This window comes from Geobacillus sp. LYN3, assembly GCF_003064505.1.
Lineage (GTDB): Bacteria > Bacillota > Bacilli > Bacillales > Anoxybacillaceae > Parageobacillus_B > Parageobacillus_B toebii.
Genome location: NZ_QCWL01000001.1, coordinates 809,889 through 827,221, shown reverse-complemented (window position 1 = coordinate 827,221; position 17,333 = coordinate 809,889). Strand labels below are relative to the sequence as shown.

The window sequence follows — 17,333 nt, the reverse complement described above, 5'->3', positions numbered from 1 at the left end:
TTACCAACTGTGGATAATTTGAAAATCCCTATTTTGACGAAAAACTTTGAAATATACTCTTCATAGCTGAATGACTTTAAATTTCGCTTAAACTCTCTCTTAAAAATCATTTTCGATCCTTCCCTCACTTTTCATAGTAATGCATAAATACTTCTTCAAGAGTCGGTTCTCCGATTAATAGATCCTTAACCGGCAGAGTATTTAATTTATGCAGAAGCGCCTTCATATCCCCGCTGTAAAGCAGCGTCATTTCATTGCCGTTTACCTCTTTCTTCACTACTCCCTCCAGATTGAAGTCGATTGGTTCCGATTGGTCAAAGGTAATCGTGATATTTTTCAAATTGTTCTTCGTGAGATTTTCAATCGTTTCTACTTTAATAAGCTCCCCTTCCTTAATAATGGCGACCCGATCACAAATTTTTTGCACTTCAGAAAGAATATGGGAGGAGAAAAAGATCGTTGTTCCCTTCTCTCTTTCCTCTGATTCATAAGTTTAACGATTTTGTTGAATCTCTAGGTTAGATTGGCAGTAGTACGGAAGCAGCTTCTTCTTAATTATTTTCTCAGCATATATAAAAAAAAAAAAAAAACGATTCTGTCGTTTGACAAAATCGTTGAAACGCCGCGCTTTTGGCGGCGTTTGTATTCTTACTTTAACATATGAAACACTTGCTCAACGTCTTTATCGCCACGCCCTGAAAGATTAACGATTATAATTTGATCTTTATCCAATGTTGGTGCCAATTTTATTGCATAAGCAACCGCATGGGCACTTTCAAGCGCTGGAATAATCCCTTCCGTTTTCGACAAAAGCTGGAATGCTTCAAGAACTTCCTCATTTGTCACCGTATAATATTCGGCACGTCCGGATACTTTCAGATGGCTATGCTCAGGACCAATTCCCGGATAGTCAAGACCAGCGGCAATCGAATAAGTCGGCTGAGGATTTCCTTCTTCATCCAACAATACTAAGCATTTAAACCCATGAAGCACGGCCGGGACACCTTTGGTAAGTGTCGCTGCTTTTTCCGGCTCGACGCCAATCAGGCGCACGCTTGGTTCATCAAGATAATGAGCAAACGCGCCAATCGCGTTGCTTCCACCGCCAACGCAAGCGATGACGACATCAGGCAAACGTCCTTCTTTTTCCAAAATTTGCCATTTGCTTTCTTCGCTTATAACAGACTGAAAATGTTTAACGATACTTGGATACGGATGAGGTCCAACCGCTGAACCAAGCAAATAGAACGTATCCTTATAGTTTTGCACAAAGTCATTCAACGCTTCATCGACGGCATCCTTTAATCTTCTCTGTCCTTTTGATACCGAAACGACTTTTGCGCCTAAAAGCTCCATGCGAAACACGTTTAATGCCTGGCGTCTTGTATCTTCCTCGCCCATATAAATGGTGCAATCAATGCCAAACATCGCGCAAGCCGTCGCGGTGGCGACACCATGTTGTCCCGCCCCGGTTTCGGCAATTATGCGTTTCGCCCCCATTCGTTTTGCAAGCAAAATCTGTCCGATGACGTTATTAATTTTATGCGAACCTGTATGGTTTAAGTCTTCGCGCTTTAGATAGATTTTCGCCCCACCTAAACGTTCAGTGAGCCGAGCCGCAAATGTAAGCGGATTTTCACGGCCGACATACTCTTTTAAATAAAACTTAAATTCATCGTTAAACGCTGGATCATCTTTGTACTTGAGAAATTGCTCCTCCAAATAATCAAGCGCTTCCTGCAACTCTGGCGGCACGAAGCTTCCGCCAAATTCTCCGAAATAACCTCTTCTTTGCTGAACTAAACTCATCACTCATCTCTCCTCTGCTTTTCAAACTTTATAATTAGGATATTTTCTTTGCCCATAAAAGTCAATGAATTTTCTGTATTTTCTTACCGATTATTTGTTTTTTGTTTCCTCCAAGCCAGCAGGGCGAACGCGAAAAGAAAAGCTAGGATTCCAGTCAATACAAAATCCTGCGATGAATGGAGTATCTCGATTGGCATTAGCTTTTCATGGGAAATAAGTTTTTCAACAAATTCTTCTATTAAACTAGTTTTGTAATACGTCCCTTCTTGCCTGCTTTGTTCAAAAATTTCGTCATGTTTATCACTCAATAAAGGATTGATAAAAATCAAGATTTTCCTAAAACGCCAATATACACGCTTCTTGCGGCTTTGCAATATTCCAGCCGCCAATTTGCCCGAGAAAACCAGGGCATCCTTTCAAATCACGCCATTTTTCTTGCGCGGCGGAAAACAAAGCTTTCTTCTCTTCCTCCACTTCACATCGAATCCATTTCAAAAGCATTGCTTTCCCCTCTTACTCTGCGTTGATCATTTCATTTTGTCGTAAACCTCATCATATTTTTTCGCCAGTTCGAAATCGAGCTTCGTGAGTCCTTTCGCTCGCCAAGACGAAATCTTTACCGTGATTAACTTATAATCAATGGAAATGAACGGATGATGGTTTGCTTCTTCCGAAATGGCCGCAATTTGCCGCACAAATTCGATTCCTTGCAAATAGTCTTGAAAGCGATACTTTTTCGCAATCCATCGCTCCTCCACCAACTTCCAACCTTCCATCTCGTGTAAAAGGGTTTGTACTTCCTCCTCTGTTAACCGCATCACCGTTTGCCTCCTTGATTTTTGTATCAAAATCGAACAACCAACCTCGCATATCAGTGTAAAAATATTACCATATATACCAAAAGCCTTCTAGCAAATTTTAGTTGATTGGAGTTAAGCAATAACGAATAAGAATGCCCTTGGAATACTCAATGTGTTCTATCTGGATTTCCAAACAAACGTTTTAGAATTATCTTAAAATTATAGGTTGATTTTTTGAACAAAGTATCATAAAATTACTAGCAAATATTAATCATATTAAACATATAGGAATTAATTATTTTAAAAAACATAAATGCCGCGGTACCGTCAAGAATTTTGTGTAATGTAAGATAGATAGGGTATCTCTGAAATGGATTTAGAATAGAGGGGGGGATATTTCCTCCACGCAAGAGACTGAATATTCAGTCTCTTGCGTGGAAAGGAAGAATCCCCTTATTTTGTTTATTTACAATATTTGGTTAACAATAACGTTCTTCAAACATTCGCTCGAGGGCTTCCTGCGCTTCGGCAAATCCTCGCAACTTTCGCCCTGCCCATTTCTCATTAAAATCTTGAATGGTCAAATACACGATTTTTTCAGCGGCTTCTAAACTGCTCAAACTGTTCATCGGCTTTAGGCGTTTCCGAATTTCCTTGATCGTTCGTTCGATGGCATTGGTCGTATAAATCACACTTCGAATACTGCTTGGGTCATCCATAAATGTAAGGAGGACATCCAACTCATTGGCCCAAGATTGAACTTCTCTTGGATATTTGCTGGACCATTTCGACTCAAACTGTTGAAACATTTGTAACGCCATCTCCTTATTCGGCGCGCGATAAATCAGCTTGAGATCCTCGGCCACTTCGAATTGGTCTTTTTTCCGAACACGGCTGAGGGTGTTGCGGACTTTGTGAACGACACAACGCTGCACATCCGCTTTCGGATAAACGGTCCGAAAAGCTTCCTCCAGCCCCGGAAGACCATCAAATACGCCCAGAAGCACTTCCTTGACGCCTCTTTGATAGAGCTGTTGGAGAATCTCCCGCCATCCATAGGCGCTTTCTTGTCCTCCCACAAAGAAATCAAGAATTTCGCGATATCCTTCTTCGTTCACCCCTAACACCACATAAATGACTTCTTTCTCCACGGTTTCGCGACGAAGTTTTACGTATAAACCATCCAAATATAAGACGGAATAACGCTTGTGCAGTGGACGAGCGTGCCATTTCTCGATGTCTTCCTTCACTACATCGGTAATACGGCTGATCGTTGCAGGAGAATAGGCATTGCCTAAAATTCGTTCCATAAACTTGCCAATTTCCCGTGTGCTCATGCCACTTTGATACATCCTGATAATGGCTTCCTCCAGCCAGCCGGTGTGGCGTTGGTAAGGGGCTTTTTGGAAGCTGGTTTATGCAACATTGATTATACAAAATATTAAAATTTATGTTAATATGTTAAAGTAAAAGTAAACTATCATGTGAGGTGACAGAATGGAGCTACTACAGAAGATCATTTCACTGCTGAACGACTGGTTGTGGTCTTACGTCTTAATCGCATTACTGATCTTTATGGGTCTTTATTTTACGTTTCGCACAAAATTTGTCCAATTTCGCTATTTTCGTGAAATGTTTCGCGTGATCGCGGAATCCCCTAACCAAAAAGGAAGCATCTCCTCTTTACAAGCGTTTTTCATCAGTACAGCTTCACGCGTAGGAACGGGTAACTTAGCAGGAGTAGCTCTCGCTATTTCTCTCGGTGGTCCCGGCGCGGTTTTTTGGATGTGGTTAATCGCTTTGATTGGCGGAGCATCCAGTTTTGTCGAAAGCACGCTTGCGCAAATTTATAAAGTAAAAGACGGAAGCAATTATCGCGGCGGCCCAGCATATTACATGGAACGAGGGTTGAACAAACGTTGGATGGGAATTATTTTTGCGGTACTCATTACGTTCAGTTTTGGTCTTGTTTTTAACTCCGTTCAAGCAAATACGATTACGTTTGCGTTTGAAAACGCATTCGATGTAGACCGTACTATTGTTGGAATTATGATTACAGTATTAACAGCAATCATTATTTTCGGTGGAGTGAAGCGGGTCGCTGTCGCTACATCGATTATCGTTCCTGTGATGGCTGGACTATATTTATTAGTAGCGATTTACGTATTGCTTACAAATATTACAGACGTCCCATCCATGTTCTCATTAATCATAAAAGACGCGTTTGGCATTGGACCAGCTGTCGGCGGCACGTTAGGTGCAGCGGTGATGATGGGAATTAAACGCGGTTTATTCTCCAATGAAGCAGGTATGGGTAGTGCACCGAACGCGGCGGCAACCGCTGAGGTGTCGCATCCCGTCAAACAAGGCCTCATTCAAACGTTAGGTGTGTTTACGGATACATTGCTCGTCTGCAGCGCAACGGCATTTATGATTTTATTATCTGGTGAGTATACGAAAGAAGGACTTGATGGAATCGCCTTAACGCAAGCGGCGTTGAGCGCGCATATCGGCGGCTGGGCCGAAGAATTCGTCGCTATCTGTGTCTTTTTATTCGCGTTTAGTTCCGTTATTGGAAACTACTATTATGGCGAAACAAACATTGAGTTTATTCAATCTAGCAAAACGGCGCTATTCGTTTATCGCCTCGCTGTTGTCGGCATGGTTATCTGGGGATCGCTTGCCAGCCTTGAACTCGTTTGGAGTTTAGCTGATTTATTCATGGCGTTAATGGCCATCATCAACTTAATCGCCATCTTCATGCTTGGAAAAATAGCATTTGCGGCATTAGCCGATTACATGGAGCAAAGAAAGAGCGGGAAAAACCCTGTCTTTTACGCTCGTAACATCGGAATTCACAATACGGATTGCTGGGACGAGCCGTACGAAGAATGGAGAAAAGAGTCATAAAAATAAAGCTGTCCAGACAGCCTTCAGCTTGTCGACAAAGTCGATAAGCTGACCCGTCCCTATATGTAGGGACGGGTTTTTATATATTCTAAACAATAAAGGAGATTACTTTGAAAAAATCAGACACCTTATCGATTGGATTGATGTTGTTTTCGATGTTTTTCGGCGCAGGAAACCTAATCTTCCCGCCATTCTTAGGAGCTGAATCCGGTACTTCCTACTGGCTGGCCATGCCAGGATTTATTATTACCGGCGTTGGCTTGCCATTTATAGTGCTGTTTGCTGTTTCCCTCGTAAAGGGCGGTGTTCAAACCATCGGGGATCGTGTTCATCCGGTATTCAGCATAGCCTTTATGGTTATTATTTATCTATGTATCGGACCATTTCTGGCCATTCCGAGAAATGCAACTGTTGCGTATGAAATGAGCGTTACACCTTTCCTTAGCGAATCGTGGAAGAACTCATCTTTGTCCTTATTTTTATATACGGTTATCTTCTTTTCCCTTATCTATGTGATAAGCTTAAACCCTTCCAAAATGGAAAAATACATGGGACGTTGGATCACTCCGATCTTGCTTTTATCGATGGTTATCTTGTGTGCAGTTGGGTTTGTTAAGCTGGATGCACCTTCAATCGCCATCAGAAGCCTATCAAACCGGAGCATTTTTTAAAGGGTTCATTGAAGGATATAACACAATGGATGCCTTAGCCGCATTGGCCTTTGGAATTGTCATTCTCACCTCCATTCAACAAAGAGGAGTGCAAGACAGTAAGAAATTAACAGAATATACTTTGAAAGCCGGTATGATTGCAGGGGTATTACTCGCGCTAGTATACGTCAGTCTTGGATTGATTGGAGGAAAAATGGCTGCAAACGGGCCGTTTGAAAACGGCGCGGATATCCTGTCCTCTGCTTCAACGCTTTTATTGGGACAAAGCGGCACAGCTTTGCTTGGGTTCATTTTTACGTTAGCTTGTTTCATAACAGTGGTGGGATTAACAGCAGCCTACGGCCAATATTTTTCAAATCTCATTCCAAAAGCAAGTTATAAATCAGTAGTATTCGCTGTTACTCTAGTAGGCTTCACTCTTTCCAACTTAGGATTAAACCAAATACTTAAAGTATCAGTGCCGTTCCTTAAGGAGCCGTCTTATGACCTGGATATTTTGAAAAATCATCAAATAACTTAGTTAGTTTATAAATGCTTAAACTACATTTAAAAAATTTTGTACTATCTTGGTTACCAAAAGTGACAAATAATTTTACCTTTATTCAGCAAACTTTATTCAAAAACACAAATCCTCCTTCCTCTTACCAAATCTCTGTTTACGGAAATCAACTATAAACGCCCCCTCGGAAGGGGGCGGCTTTCTGGAATCATTCAAAACAACTCCAGCTGCTCCACTTCACCTAATCTGTCGAGCGTTTTTGGTTCATGGTCTTGGAAATAAGCATAGTGGAGCCATTTTTCTTTTGTCATAACTTTTTTATTTGCGTCAGAGGATGGACGCAGACGGCAGCTATAAATGATTGGAAAATAGTCCTTCAGGAACTTTCCTTCCGCATGAGCTGTAAGTGCGATAATTTGGAAACCGAGCTGTTCAGCCACAAAGAACACAGGACTTAACACATGATCACTGGATGCTTTGCCAAATGGATTATCCAGAATGACCGTGCGATGACGTTTCATATTCGGCTGAATATGCTGTTTTTTCTCGGCAACATAGTTGAGTATCCCTAAAAAGAGGGTCATGTTCTTACTCCACTTTTCGCCGCCTGACCAGACATTACTTTGTTCCCATGAATAGGAACGCGCTGTCACTTTGTTATCATTCGTTACTTTACGGCAGCTTACTTTCATTGTCTCATTGTTCATGACGACTTGTAAAAGTTGCTTCGACTGCAGCCACATTTCAATTTCTTTTCGCACTTTTCCATCGTCCTGCTTGCCATGTTCGTTCAAAAATCGCTCGGATTCAAGCTGCTGTAAGATCCACTCAATATGATCGCGAATACGTGTCTTTCCAACTTCCTCTTTCCACTCCGGAATGGAAAAGGTAAAGATTTGCTTCCAATCATCCCCTACTTTCACTCTTGTTTTCTTCGGTATTTGCTTGAGCTCTTCTACTACTGTTCGCAAATGGGAATGAATATGATTAATAAATGCTTGAAGCTCGGCATCTTTTTGACGGATGTGCTCATTGGCATAATTCGTCGCATTTTCGACGCTTCTTATCATGTTTTTCTTAAAATCGATAATGTCTTCATACGTTTCTTTATGTTCGATCCCGTCTAATGCCATCTGCCGCATTTTTACATCTTTGATCGAATGATTACAGAAGTCTCTAAATAAACGTTTCGCCCGTTCCACATTGTTTTTCATCACTTCAACAGCGTTTTTGCAGGATTGAAGATTATCCGTAATCGATTTGATAAAACGCAGGCGATGATACGTAAATTCCAAATTTTCTTCCTCACTTAATGGAAGTGCGGCAATCTGTGGCGCATTAAAATGGTGTCCTTCGACAAATCGATCCAAACTGCGTTCTGCTTCTTCAATGTTTTTTATTGTTTTTTCAATCCGATCTTTTTCTTGATCAAGAAACGCTTTTCGTTTGTCTAAATCTTCCTTCTCCTTTTGCAGCTCTTCTTTTATTTCATCGAGCGATTTAGTAAATCGGAATATTTCTTGATTCAGATAATCTTTTTGGAATTGCTCTAATTTGGATTTCCATTTTCCTCTTTGTTCCTTTTCTTGAGCTAATTTTTTTTGTACTTCATCATTTAGATTTTTGACCTCAACTTTCAATGATACCATTCTCGCCTTTAGCATTTGTAACAAATGATGACCATCACTTGGGAACGGCCGCGCTTCGTCTAAGTCCGTATGTTCCTGCTTTAGCTCGTCGATTTCCTTCGTTAATCGTTCAAGTTCACGCTTTTCAAAGTCCTGTTTCACTTTCCACTCACCGTACGTCGTTCGAATTTGGCGGATTTTATAGTCTAACTCCCGAATTTTTTCACGAATGACATGCTCACTTTCACTCGAATAAATTGGTCGCAGCGACCGTAACGACTTATACTCATGATTTTCTTTAATACGATATATATCTCGCTGTAATGAATGGATGCGATCTTCAATCGCAGCTTTTTGTTCCATGACGTCATGAATACGCATGTTCACACGTTTTATTTCTTTCTCGAGTGAAACAATTGTTTCTTCCCACTGTTTTTGTTTTTTCTGCTCTTCTTCTACTTCTTTTTTATACTGAAGGTATTGCTTTCCTTTTTCGATTTTTCCTTCTATCCCTTGCATCTCTTCCCGATAGAGATGAGTTTGGGATTGATAGTGTGCTATTTTCGTGCGCAGTTCGTCGATTCGCGCCCTTTCATTTTTAATGGTCATTGTCAGCTGCTCAATTTGGCGGACCAATTGCGCATGTGTTTTGTGAAGGTTTTCTACCTTTTCATATGGATGTGACTGGAGAAACTTTTGAAAATCTCGATACACATCTTGCCATGCCTTGATTTCATCTTCTTTCTCTTCACGCAGCTTCGTCGTTTCTTTCGCATCCGTTTTTATACTTTCTTTCCAGGCATGAAAAGCTTCCGGATCGATCGCCTCATTCCAGTGACGGGGTTCAATCCAGTAATGTGGAAACTGTTCATCATGGATAGTGACGGCTTCTTCTGTTGAGATTACTATAATCGGGAATTGAAGGCGGTCACTAACTTGTTTTATTTTTTCGACTAACCGTTCCTTTGACTTACCTGTTGTAATTAAGGTTATCGGCCATAGCTGGAAATCTTTTTTCTTCACGCGATCCTTTTCATCTAACGACTGTAAATATTCAACACCTGTCACCAAATAATCAAACTGATTTTTCCACGATTTCAGCTGTTGTTCTAAAAACGCATCACTAAAAAATGTATCTTGCTCGCTATAATCATCGACAAACCGATAGGCCATTCGTTCGCGAACTAACAACGTGTTTCGCTCTTTCGTTCTCTTTTCGATTTGTTCTATCATTCTCATCTTAATCGTTGCTTCATTTATATGAACGCTTTCTAACGTCGCCCACTGGGGTCTAAGAGATGCGAGTTTCTTAATAAGCGCTTTTTCCTCCTGTTGAATTTCTTTTAGTTGATAGGCGGTATTCTCCTGCTCAATTTTCGTGGACGAAAGGTCATGTTGGTAAACTTCTTTTCTCGCTTCCGCTTCTTTTTCCTCTTGAATGAGTTGCTTGACCTCTTGTTGTAAGCAGATGATTTCATCGTCTAACCATTGATGTCGCTGCACCCATTTTTCCATTTCTTCTTCTACCTGTTCTTGGGACGGATTTGCGAGGAGCTGCTGTTTAAGATGGTCTATATCCTTTGTTCGTGAATCGATTCGGCTTTTAATTCCAGATAAATGATCACGGGCGTGCCGCTCTTTCCGCTCCAAATCTTCTTTTTCTTTCGTCAATTGTTCGAGCCGCAACTCAACCGGATTCAGTTCATATCGGAGACCTTGTTCTTCTTTTTCGATTGCATCTAACTGCTCCATGAAACATCCTAGTAATGTGCGTTTGGCAATTTCTAATTCATCCGCATAGCTAACAAGTTCATCTGCTTGGTCAAGTTTTTTCATTTCGTCTTCAATATACGCCAGACGTTCTTCATGTTCTTTTCGTTTCTCTTTTAGTTCCGCTAGTTTTAATGAATAATAGTCTTTTTCCTGTTGAATGAGTTCTTCTTCTTTTTCATCCCTTCGTGCGAGAGCCATTTTATATTGTTGATCAAATTCGTTCCACAACGTCTCTTCCACTAAAATTTCGTAAGAAGCGGATTTCCGTTTGTGCGTATCATAGCTGTTTTTCCACTCCTCTAGCTTCTTCCATATAGCTGTTCGTTCATCCTCGCAAGACTGTTTTTGCTTGAGTATTTCAAGCCACGCACCTTTTGCACGCTGCTTCGCTTTTAAATAAACTAGCTCACTCTGATGAAGCTGTTCATACGTTTGGACATATTTTTCAAGTTCTTGTTGAATAAGCTTGTTTTCTTCGATTGTTTCTTTTAGCTTTTTGTAATGTTTGAAGCTCGTGTGCTGCTTCTCGAACATGTCCGCAAATAAATTCTCATCATGCCCAACAATAGAACTTTCGACTGTTGGAATAAGCAAGCGATCAAAAAGCTGGTTCGTACTTTTACATTCATCAAAAAAAGCCTCAACTCCACCTTCTGAACTATTAATCTTTACAATACTCTCCCATTCACTTGAAATAATGTGATATTGTTCTTCGATAAACGCCTTGTATTCCTTAATCGTGTTGAACGTACGCGCAAGAAACGATTTTTCCTTCATATGGCTGTAATAGTCTTGCATTTCTCCTCGTTCAGCTGGTCGTTTTCCGTCTTTTCCTTCGCGAACAAATGGAATGCCTTCAATCCCATTCGGATCATTAGCGCTGTATTCATATACGTAACGCAACGAATCTAAACCATTGTTCGTCATAAATAACGATACCGCTGTCACGACATAACGTCTCGGTTCATCATTCATGATCCATTCAATCGCAATATGAGCAGGAGCATTTTCGAGTTGGAGCGTGCTCTTGATTTTGCGGTCGGCCACATCGACATGCGGCAAAATCGCTTGCAGTACAGTTTGAATAAAAACGGTTTTTCCACCGCCATTTTCAAGCAAAATCGCCCCGTTATGTCCGCCAAATCGGAAAATTTCGTCGTTGTAACGTTTTAACCCTTCTTCATACACCACATTCGTCAGCCGAATTTTACTGATCGATGGCATCTTCTTCCTTCCTTTCAAATCCGTAAATAAATTCGAAAATTCCTTTGTTGTATTCCACTTCCATAAAGAAGCGCTGTATAATCGTTTTCGCTTTTTCCGTTAATGTCACTTCATCATTCCCAATATCAACAATAAGCCCTTGATCGATTAAAAATCGTCTTACGGTATCGATAAAGCTTAAGCGACTGATTGTGTTGCCGCTTTGTTTCTTCGCTGTCTCTTTTATATCATCCATCGCATCCCATTTTTCGATAATTAAGCTCCAATTATAAGAAAACTCTTTTTCAAATTGTTTTAATTTCTCTAGGTCATGCTCTTTTAATTGATCAATGCGCTCTTGGACGAGATGCACCCACTCATCTAGACGAAGAAAGGTTCTCGTTGGTTTTTCACTTTGATACGTATCGTAAAAACTTCCGAATAATATAATGGTTGCAAAATATAATAAATAAATGTCCCCGTTTGTTGCCCCTGAACGAAGATAATTTCGTTTAATCCAATCGTTGCTGACATGAAAAGGTGAAAGCTTCGTACGCGGCACTAAGAACATTTGCTCACTCGTAATAACGATGACACAATCTACTTCTCTACTAAACATATCTAATAGCCCACGAACATCATCATCGGCTTTGTAAAGCTGAACCGCTTGTTGACCAACAACACCGTCGCGAGCTAGTTTCGTATATAGTTGAAAAGCTTGAATAATTTTTTGTTCAGGATAATTCATCATTGTTCACTCACCGTTATGATCATTTCTTGAATGGAAAATCGTTCATATTTTTGAATGACACCTTGACCTTCTTGAACGTCCAGTATGTTCGTTCCAAGAAGAGCGAGCGCGTCTCCGAGCAGCGTATTTCCTTCCTCCTCTTGCATTTCGCCGTTTTGAATAGGGGAACGCTGGTGCATAATAATCCAAAAATCGTAAAAATATCGCTGTTCATAAATATGCGACTGTCCGATTTCATCTAAATAATCCATAAATTGCGAGAGGGTATGACCTCGATTATGTTTGTAAGCCTCCAAAAATAAATACATTAATTCCTTGTATTTGAACATTAACCATCTTCGGTAAGGGTCATCACTGCTTCCTTCTTCTACTTCAATAAACCCTTGCTCGACTCTTTCGCCACGTTCTTCCGTAATATTTTGTTCCTCTAAAACGGCTAGCGGCGACCAAAACTGATTTTCTTCAACCTTTAAAAAGGGATGCAATACTCCTTTCATTGCTTCTAGTGGAAGAGGCGTGGAAACAATATAAGAAACAAGATCCTGGTCAAAATTAAAGGAATGAAGCACCGTATAATAAAGAGATTCTTGTGCTGAGACAAGAGTAGTATTTTTTAAAGATAAAGCTTTGTCTAGCAGACTTGAATGGGCGTAGTGCACCGATTCTAATTCCTGGGTAATTTTCAGGATGAGTTCATATGTCTTTTTTTCTTTCTGATGAATATCACGCGAATAGAGGCGCTCTCTCGTTTCTTTGACAAATTCACGCAGCTCTTTAAACTCTTCGTCTTCTCTTGCTAATCTGTTGTATATATCTTCAAGAAGTTGTTTATATCGTTCAAACGTTTCTTCTGAAATAATACTTCGCTGAATTTCATGTTTTAACTTCACTATACGTTCTTCCAACGTTTCTACATCAATCCTCATTTCATTTATTTGTCGCAACGCTCCATTAAACTCCCCTTTTTCTAATTGCTTACGAAGCATTAATTGATTGATCGATAAATGGAATTCACTGTAAAACTCCTTTGTCGCAAACAACAACTCTAGTCCATCTTCATCAAGCGTGTAATATTGCGTATTCGTTTTGACATCGAAATTATTTGCTTTTAAAATGGAGTATTCAATTGTGCTTTCTGTTCTTTCCTCCCAATCGTAAAAGGAATAACTTCGCTTTCTCCCCGTCGTCGGCCGAAACGTTTGAATAATCGTCCTAGCTAATCTTTCATACGATGCTTCATCTAGTACGTACTCGTTTTCTGTCAGTTTTTTCAAAAAAGAAGCTAATTGCTTCACACCGGTTTTGTACTGTCTCATCAGTTTTTGTTCCAAGAAAAATAACAAGGTCAGTAACCCGAGACCTTTCATGTCAATGGGTTGATTGTGTTGATCCACCTCACGTTTTCGGTCGAGTTCGAATAGAGGGTCGAAAAGCGCCAGCCTTCTCATGCGTTCGCGATAGCCGTTCGTTACATCGAGTATATTTAGGTTGTCCAATTCGACTCCCTCCAAATTTGTTGTAATTCGTGCGTCTTTAAGATTTCTTGCGGATAGTACATGCCGTTTGCGAAAAGAGACTTTAGCCGTGACTGTTCTTCAGTTGTAAAAAAGCGAAGAAACGCTTTTAGGGCTTCCGCTTGTTCTTTTTGATACTCCTTGCCAGCTACTGCATCCTTTTGTAAACAAGCTCGGTAAAAGGGAAGGGCTAACATGACAGGAGTTTTCGTTGTTAATGAATGCCAAATCGAAATTCCTTCACGATCGATATCCCCAAAATAATAGAAATAATGGTGTGCGTCTACGGGATATTGCATGGAGAACTGCTCAATGCTGCTAATCACTTTTTTCCCACTCCCGTAAATGAGTGTTGAAAAAGAGGTTTCTTTAAGCACTGGGAGTAAACCTTGGTACGTTGTTTTATTTTCAACAATTAGATGAAGTTGAGTTGTTTCGTTTACTTTTGTTGGGTTGACGGCAAACATTAAAGGTTCGGAAACAGGAATAATGTGAAGGCTGTTAAAAATTCCGATTCGTTCTAATAGTTCTTTTCCTCCGCCATCTGTAATCCATTTCTCATCACCGACTAATTCAACACTTCGTTCCGGTGCGGGAACAGGTTTGGTCGGAAAAGAGTGCCTCTTCAAGTAATTATCGATTTTCATAATCATAGGTAAATCATTTTTCCAAACAGACGGATCCTTACGGTAATACCAATCGATCTTAATCGATGGGTGAAGCATATTTCGATAATGCAGCAGTTCTTTATGAAAATCTCCCATTAATAGACTTTTATCGATCCGATAGTGAAATGCTAAAGACGGGGTTCTTGTTGTACGCCCTTTTGACTTTACCATCTCAAGAATGCGCTCATCCTCTAACTGTAAAATCGTTTTGGAAAATTCATCGTATGTATGAATCCAAGGCTTGATTAACTCTTCAAGCTCACCTAATGAAATCGTTTTCTTCGGGAAAGTAGCTAATAACCTTTTAATCTGTTCCAAACTATATACCCTCCCATAAGTTGGCAACATTTGTTTCTATTATACAAGAAAATAAGAGGGAAAATATAAATTCTTCTTCAAATCGTGATATTCTTTTTTTGTCATAAGTGATAGACCTTTCGGTACCGTCAAGAATTTTGTGTAATGTAAGATAGATAGGGAATCTCGGAAATGGGTAGGGGATCGGTTTCCTCCACTAATAAAACTGAATGTTCCGTCTCCTGTGTGTAAAGGGAGAATCCCCTTATTTGTTTATTTGCAACATTTGGCTAACATAACGTTCTTCAAACTTCCGAACACGATTTAAAGTGTTACGGACTTTGTGAAGGATACAACGCACGCTACACATCGGCTTTCGGATAAACGGCCTTAAAGGCTTCCTCTAGCCCCGGAAGACCATCGAATACGCCCAGAAGCACTTCTTTTTTTGTGATACGGTTCACCGCAGCTTCTCTAACTGCGAATTCGAAAAAAAGAACCTTTAATCCAAAGATGGATCAAAGGTTCTATGTTTTATTTTCAATCATATTCTATTATTCTGTAATTTTTATATATTACCTCTGTTTTATAATCATTGACTTTTCAATCTCTTTATCATAAAAATAATTGTCCATTGATGAAAAGTGTTGCTTAAACTTTTTCATTCAATATCTTTGTTTCTGCATCCAAAGAATTAACTATAAACCAGTTCTTTTTCGCTTGCACCAGAGACCGGTTCTTTTTCGTTTAGACCGAGCGTCTCTGCTGTTGAAGCATGAAGTTCTTGGAAAAGATCTGGGTTTTCCACTAGCGACACGCCATAAGAAGGAATCATTTCTTTAATTTTCGGTTCCCACTCTTTCATATGCTGTGGGAAGCATTTTTTAATCACCTCAAGCATTACGTGTACGGCAGTAGAAGCACCAGGAGAAGCGCCGAGCAATGCAGCGATCGAGCCGTCTGCGGCACTAACAACTTCCGTGCCAAATTGGATCGTTCCTTTACCGCCAGCTTCAGTATCTTTGATAATTTGCACACGTTGGCCCGCGACGACTATATCCCAATCCTCTGATTTAGCCGTCGGGACAAACTCGCGCAACTCTTCCATGCGCTTTTCTTTCGTTAACATAAGCTGCTGGATCAAGTATTTTTCCAAAGAAAAGTTTTTAAAAGCTGACGCCAACAAAGTTCCGAGATTGTGCAGTTTTACGGAAGCAAACAAATCCATATTTGAACCATTTTTTAAGAATTTAGGCGAGAAACCTGCAAACGGTCCAAAGAGCAACATTTTTTTGTTGTCGATATACCGTGTATCAAGGTGCGGAACAGACATTGGAGGCGCACCAATTTTAGCTTTACCGTAAACTTTTGCATGATGTTTCTCCACAACTTTTGGATTATTACATACCATAAATAATCCGCTCACAGGGAATCCACCAATATGTTTGCCTTCTGGAATACCAGATTTTTGAAGCAAATGCAGACTTCCCCCACCGGCTCCAATAAATACGAATTTAGCCTTATGGATTTCAACAGAACCGCTATTGAGATCCTTCACTTTCAATTCCCACAGGCCGTCGCTGGTACGTTTAATATCCTTAACACTATGCTTGTAGTTTATTTCGACACCTTTTCTCTTTAAGTGGTCAAACAACATGCGCGTTAAAGCGCCAAAGTTAACATCCGTACCTGAGTCAATTTTGGTTGCCGCGATCGGTTCATTCGATGTACGGCCTTCCATTATAAGCGGCATCCATTCTTTCAGTTTTTCCGGATCATCAGAAAATTCCATTCCCTGGAATAATGGATTATTTGATAGCGCTTCAAAACGTTTCTTTAAAAATCTCACATTATTTTCCCCTTGGACTAAACTTATGTGGGGCAACGGTCTGATGAACTCTTGCGGATTTTGTAATAGATTGTTTTTTACAAGGTAAGCCCAAAACTGTTTGGAAACTTGGAACTGTTCATTAATTCTTATAGCTTTGCTAATATCAATAGATCCATCCGGTTTCTCAGGTGTGTAGTTAAGCTCGCATAGTGCAGCATGCCCCGTTCCCGCATTATTCCATTCATTAGAGCTTTCTTCTCCTGGTTTGCCGAGCTTCTCAAACACTTTAATTTCCCATTCCGGTGCTAATTCTTTCAACAGTGTCCCTAAAGTCGCACTCATGATTCCTGCACCAATTAAGATAACGTCTGTACTAGTTTGTCTGTTACTCATTTTTCTCATCCTTACCCCCAATATTTTACAGAAAAGATGCAGGCGCACCTGCCTAAGTCAAAGCTATCCAGGTCCTCGCCACACACCTTTTCTGCACAATCATATCTATAGTATATCACTATTTGATTATAAGTATATCATTATTTAATTAATAGTATATCATTATTATTTATAGATTTATATATACTATAATCAACTTTTTTGTACAACTAACATACTAATTGGCCATGTTACATTTATATTCCTCCTAAAAAACGAAATATCAAATTAATTATAAATATTCTGATAAATAACAATATTTTTATTGTTTATCCTTAACATTGGTTATTGTCGTTAACAAGTTAACAACCTCACTTACTTATGTTACGGTTCACCGTAACATTAGATAACCTGTCTCCTTGTACTTAGGTTGAATTAGATCTCTAGTTCATTAATTGGTTGAACTGGAGATCTTTTAAGTTTGACAATCTCGAGGTTTGGTTTCTTTTGAATTAACTGATGTTAGTGTAGATTATATATAAATTGAAATAAAGGTTTTCTCCCGTTCCACGGCGAATAAATAAATAAAAGAGAAAATAGGGGAACG

General features: G+C 39.9%; 9 protein-coding genes and 4 pseudogenes. 2 read left to right on the top strand and 11 right to left on the bottom strand.

Annotation, left to right across the window (positions count from 1 at the left end; all coding sequences use genetic code 11):
- Positions 1 to 124: 124 nt before the first annotated feature.
- The 5 genes and pseudogenes from DCC82_RS04260 to DCC82_RS04235 form a co-directional block, all read right to left on the bottom strand.
- A pseudogene (locus DCC82_RS04260) lies at positions 125 to 481 on the bottom strand (ATP-binding cassette domain-containing protein); the annotation flags it as partial.
- Positions 482 to 648: 167 nt separating this feature from the next.
- A complete protein-coding gene (gene trpB / locus DCC82_RS04255; protein WP_097354997.1) occupies positions 649 to 1,809 on the bottom strand; it encodes a tryptophan synthase subunit beta in 1,161 nt (386 codons plus the stop codon).
- Between the two features lie 336 nt (positions 1,810 to 2,145).
- Positions 2,146 to 2,310 carry a DUF4937 domain-containing protein gene (locus DCC82_RS04245; protein ID WP_082798132.1) on the bottom strand — a complete coding sequence of 55 codons (165 nt, stop codon included), beginning with the start codon at positions 2,308 to 2,310 and terminating at the stop codon, positions 2,146 to 2,148.
- A gap of 26 nt (positions 2,311 to 2,336) precedes the next feature.
- Positions 2,337 to 2,627 carry a 4a-hydroxytetrahydrobiopterin dehydratase gene (locus tag DCC82_RS04240; protein WP_015863720.1) on the bottom strand — a complete coding sequence of 97 codons (291 nt, stop codon included), beginning with the start codon at positions 2,625 to 2,627 and terminating at the stop codon, positions 2,337 to 2,339.
- A gap of 461 nt (positions 2,628 to 3,088) precedes the next feature.
- A pseudogene (locus DCC82_RS04235) lies at positions 3,089 to 4,009 on the bottom strand (IS256 family transposase); the annotation flags it as partial.
- A gap of 97 nt (positions 4,010 to 4,106) precedes the next feature.
- Here DCC82_RS04235 and DCC82_RS04230 point away from each other — a divergent pair.
- Both DCC82_RS04230 and brnQ read left to right on the top strand, forming a co-directional pair.
- Complete coding sequence (locus tag DCC82_RS04230) at positions 4,107 to 5,519, top strand: alanine/glycine:cation symporter family protein (RefSeq protein ID WP_015863719.1); 1,413 nt, start codon at positions 4,107 to 4,109, stop codon at positions 5,517 to 5,519.
- A gap of 110 nt (positions 5,520 to 5,629) precedes the next feature.
- Positions 5,630 to 6,659 (top strand): annotated as a pseudogene (brnQ, locus tag DCC82_RS04225) (branched-chain amino acid transport system II carrier protein); the annotation flags it as partial.
- Between the two features lie 242 nt (positions 6,660 to 6,901).
- Here the strand turns inward: brnQ and DCC82_RS04220 are convergent.
- The 6 genes and pseudogenes from DCC82_RS04220 to DCC82_RS04195 all read right to left on the bottom strand — a co-directional run bounded on the left by DCC82_RS04220 (position 6,902) and on the right by DCC82_RS04195 (position 16,795).
- Complete coding sequence (locus DCC82_RS04220; RefSeq protein ID WP_097354999.1) at positions 6,902 to 11,314, bottom strand: coiled-coil domain-containing protein; 4,413 nt, start codon at positions 11,312 to 11,314, stop codon at positions 6,902 to 6,904.
- Entirely contained in the window at positions 11,298 to 12,041 is a 744-nt protein-coding gene (locus DCC82_RS04215) for a DUF6063 family protein (RefSeq protein ID WP_033009535.1), read from the bottom strand. The genes DCC82_RS04220 and DCC82_RS04215 overlap by 17 nt, the downstream gene beginning before the upstream one ends.
- Positions 12,041 to 13,540 carry a DEAD/DEAH box helicase family protein gene (locus tag DCC82_RS04210; RefSeq protein WP_097355000.1) on the bottom strand — a complete coding sequence of 500 codons (1,500 nt, stop codon included), beginning with the start codon at positions 13,538 to 13,540 and terminating at the stop codon, positions 12,041 to 12,043. The genes DCC82_RS04215 and DCC82_RS04210 overlap by 1 nt, the downstream gene beginning before the upstream one ends.
- The gene (locus DCC82_RS04205; protein ID WP_097355001.1) at positions 13,528 to 14,544 is read right to left on the bottom strand and encodes a Wadjet anti-phage system protein JetD domain-containing protein; all 1,017 of its coding nucleotides are present in this window, start codon (positions 14,542 to 14,544) and stop codon (positions 13,528 to 13,530) included. The genes DCC82_RS04210 and DCC82_RS04205 overlap by 13 nt, the downstream gene beginning before the upstream one ends.
- A gap of 253 nt (positions 14,545 to 14,797) precedes the next feature.
- Positions 14,798 to 14,969 (bottom strand): annotated as a pseudogene (locus DCC82_RS04200) (transposase); the annotation flags it as partial.
- Positions 14,970 to 15,217: 248 nt separating this feature from the next.
- The gene (locus DCC82_RS04195; RefSeq protein ID WP_286170458.1) at positions 15,218 to 16,795 is read right to left on the bottom strand and encodes a malate:quinone oxidoreductase; all 1,578 of its coding nucleotides are present in this window, start codon (positions 16,793 to 16,795) and stop codon (positions 15,218 to 15,220) included.
- Positions 16,796 to 17,333: the final 538 nt, after the last annotated feature.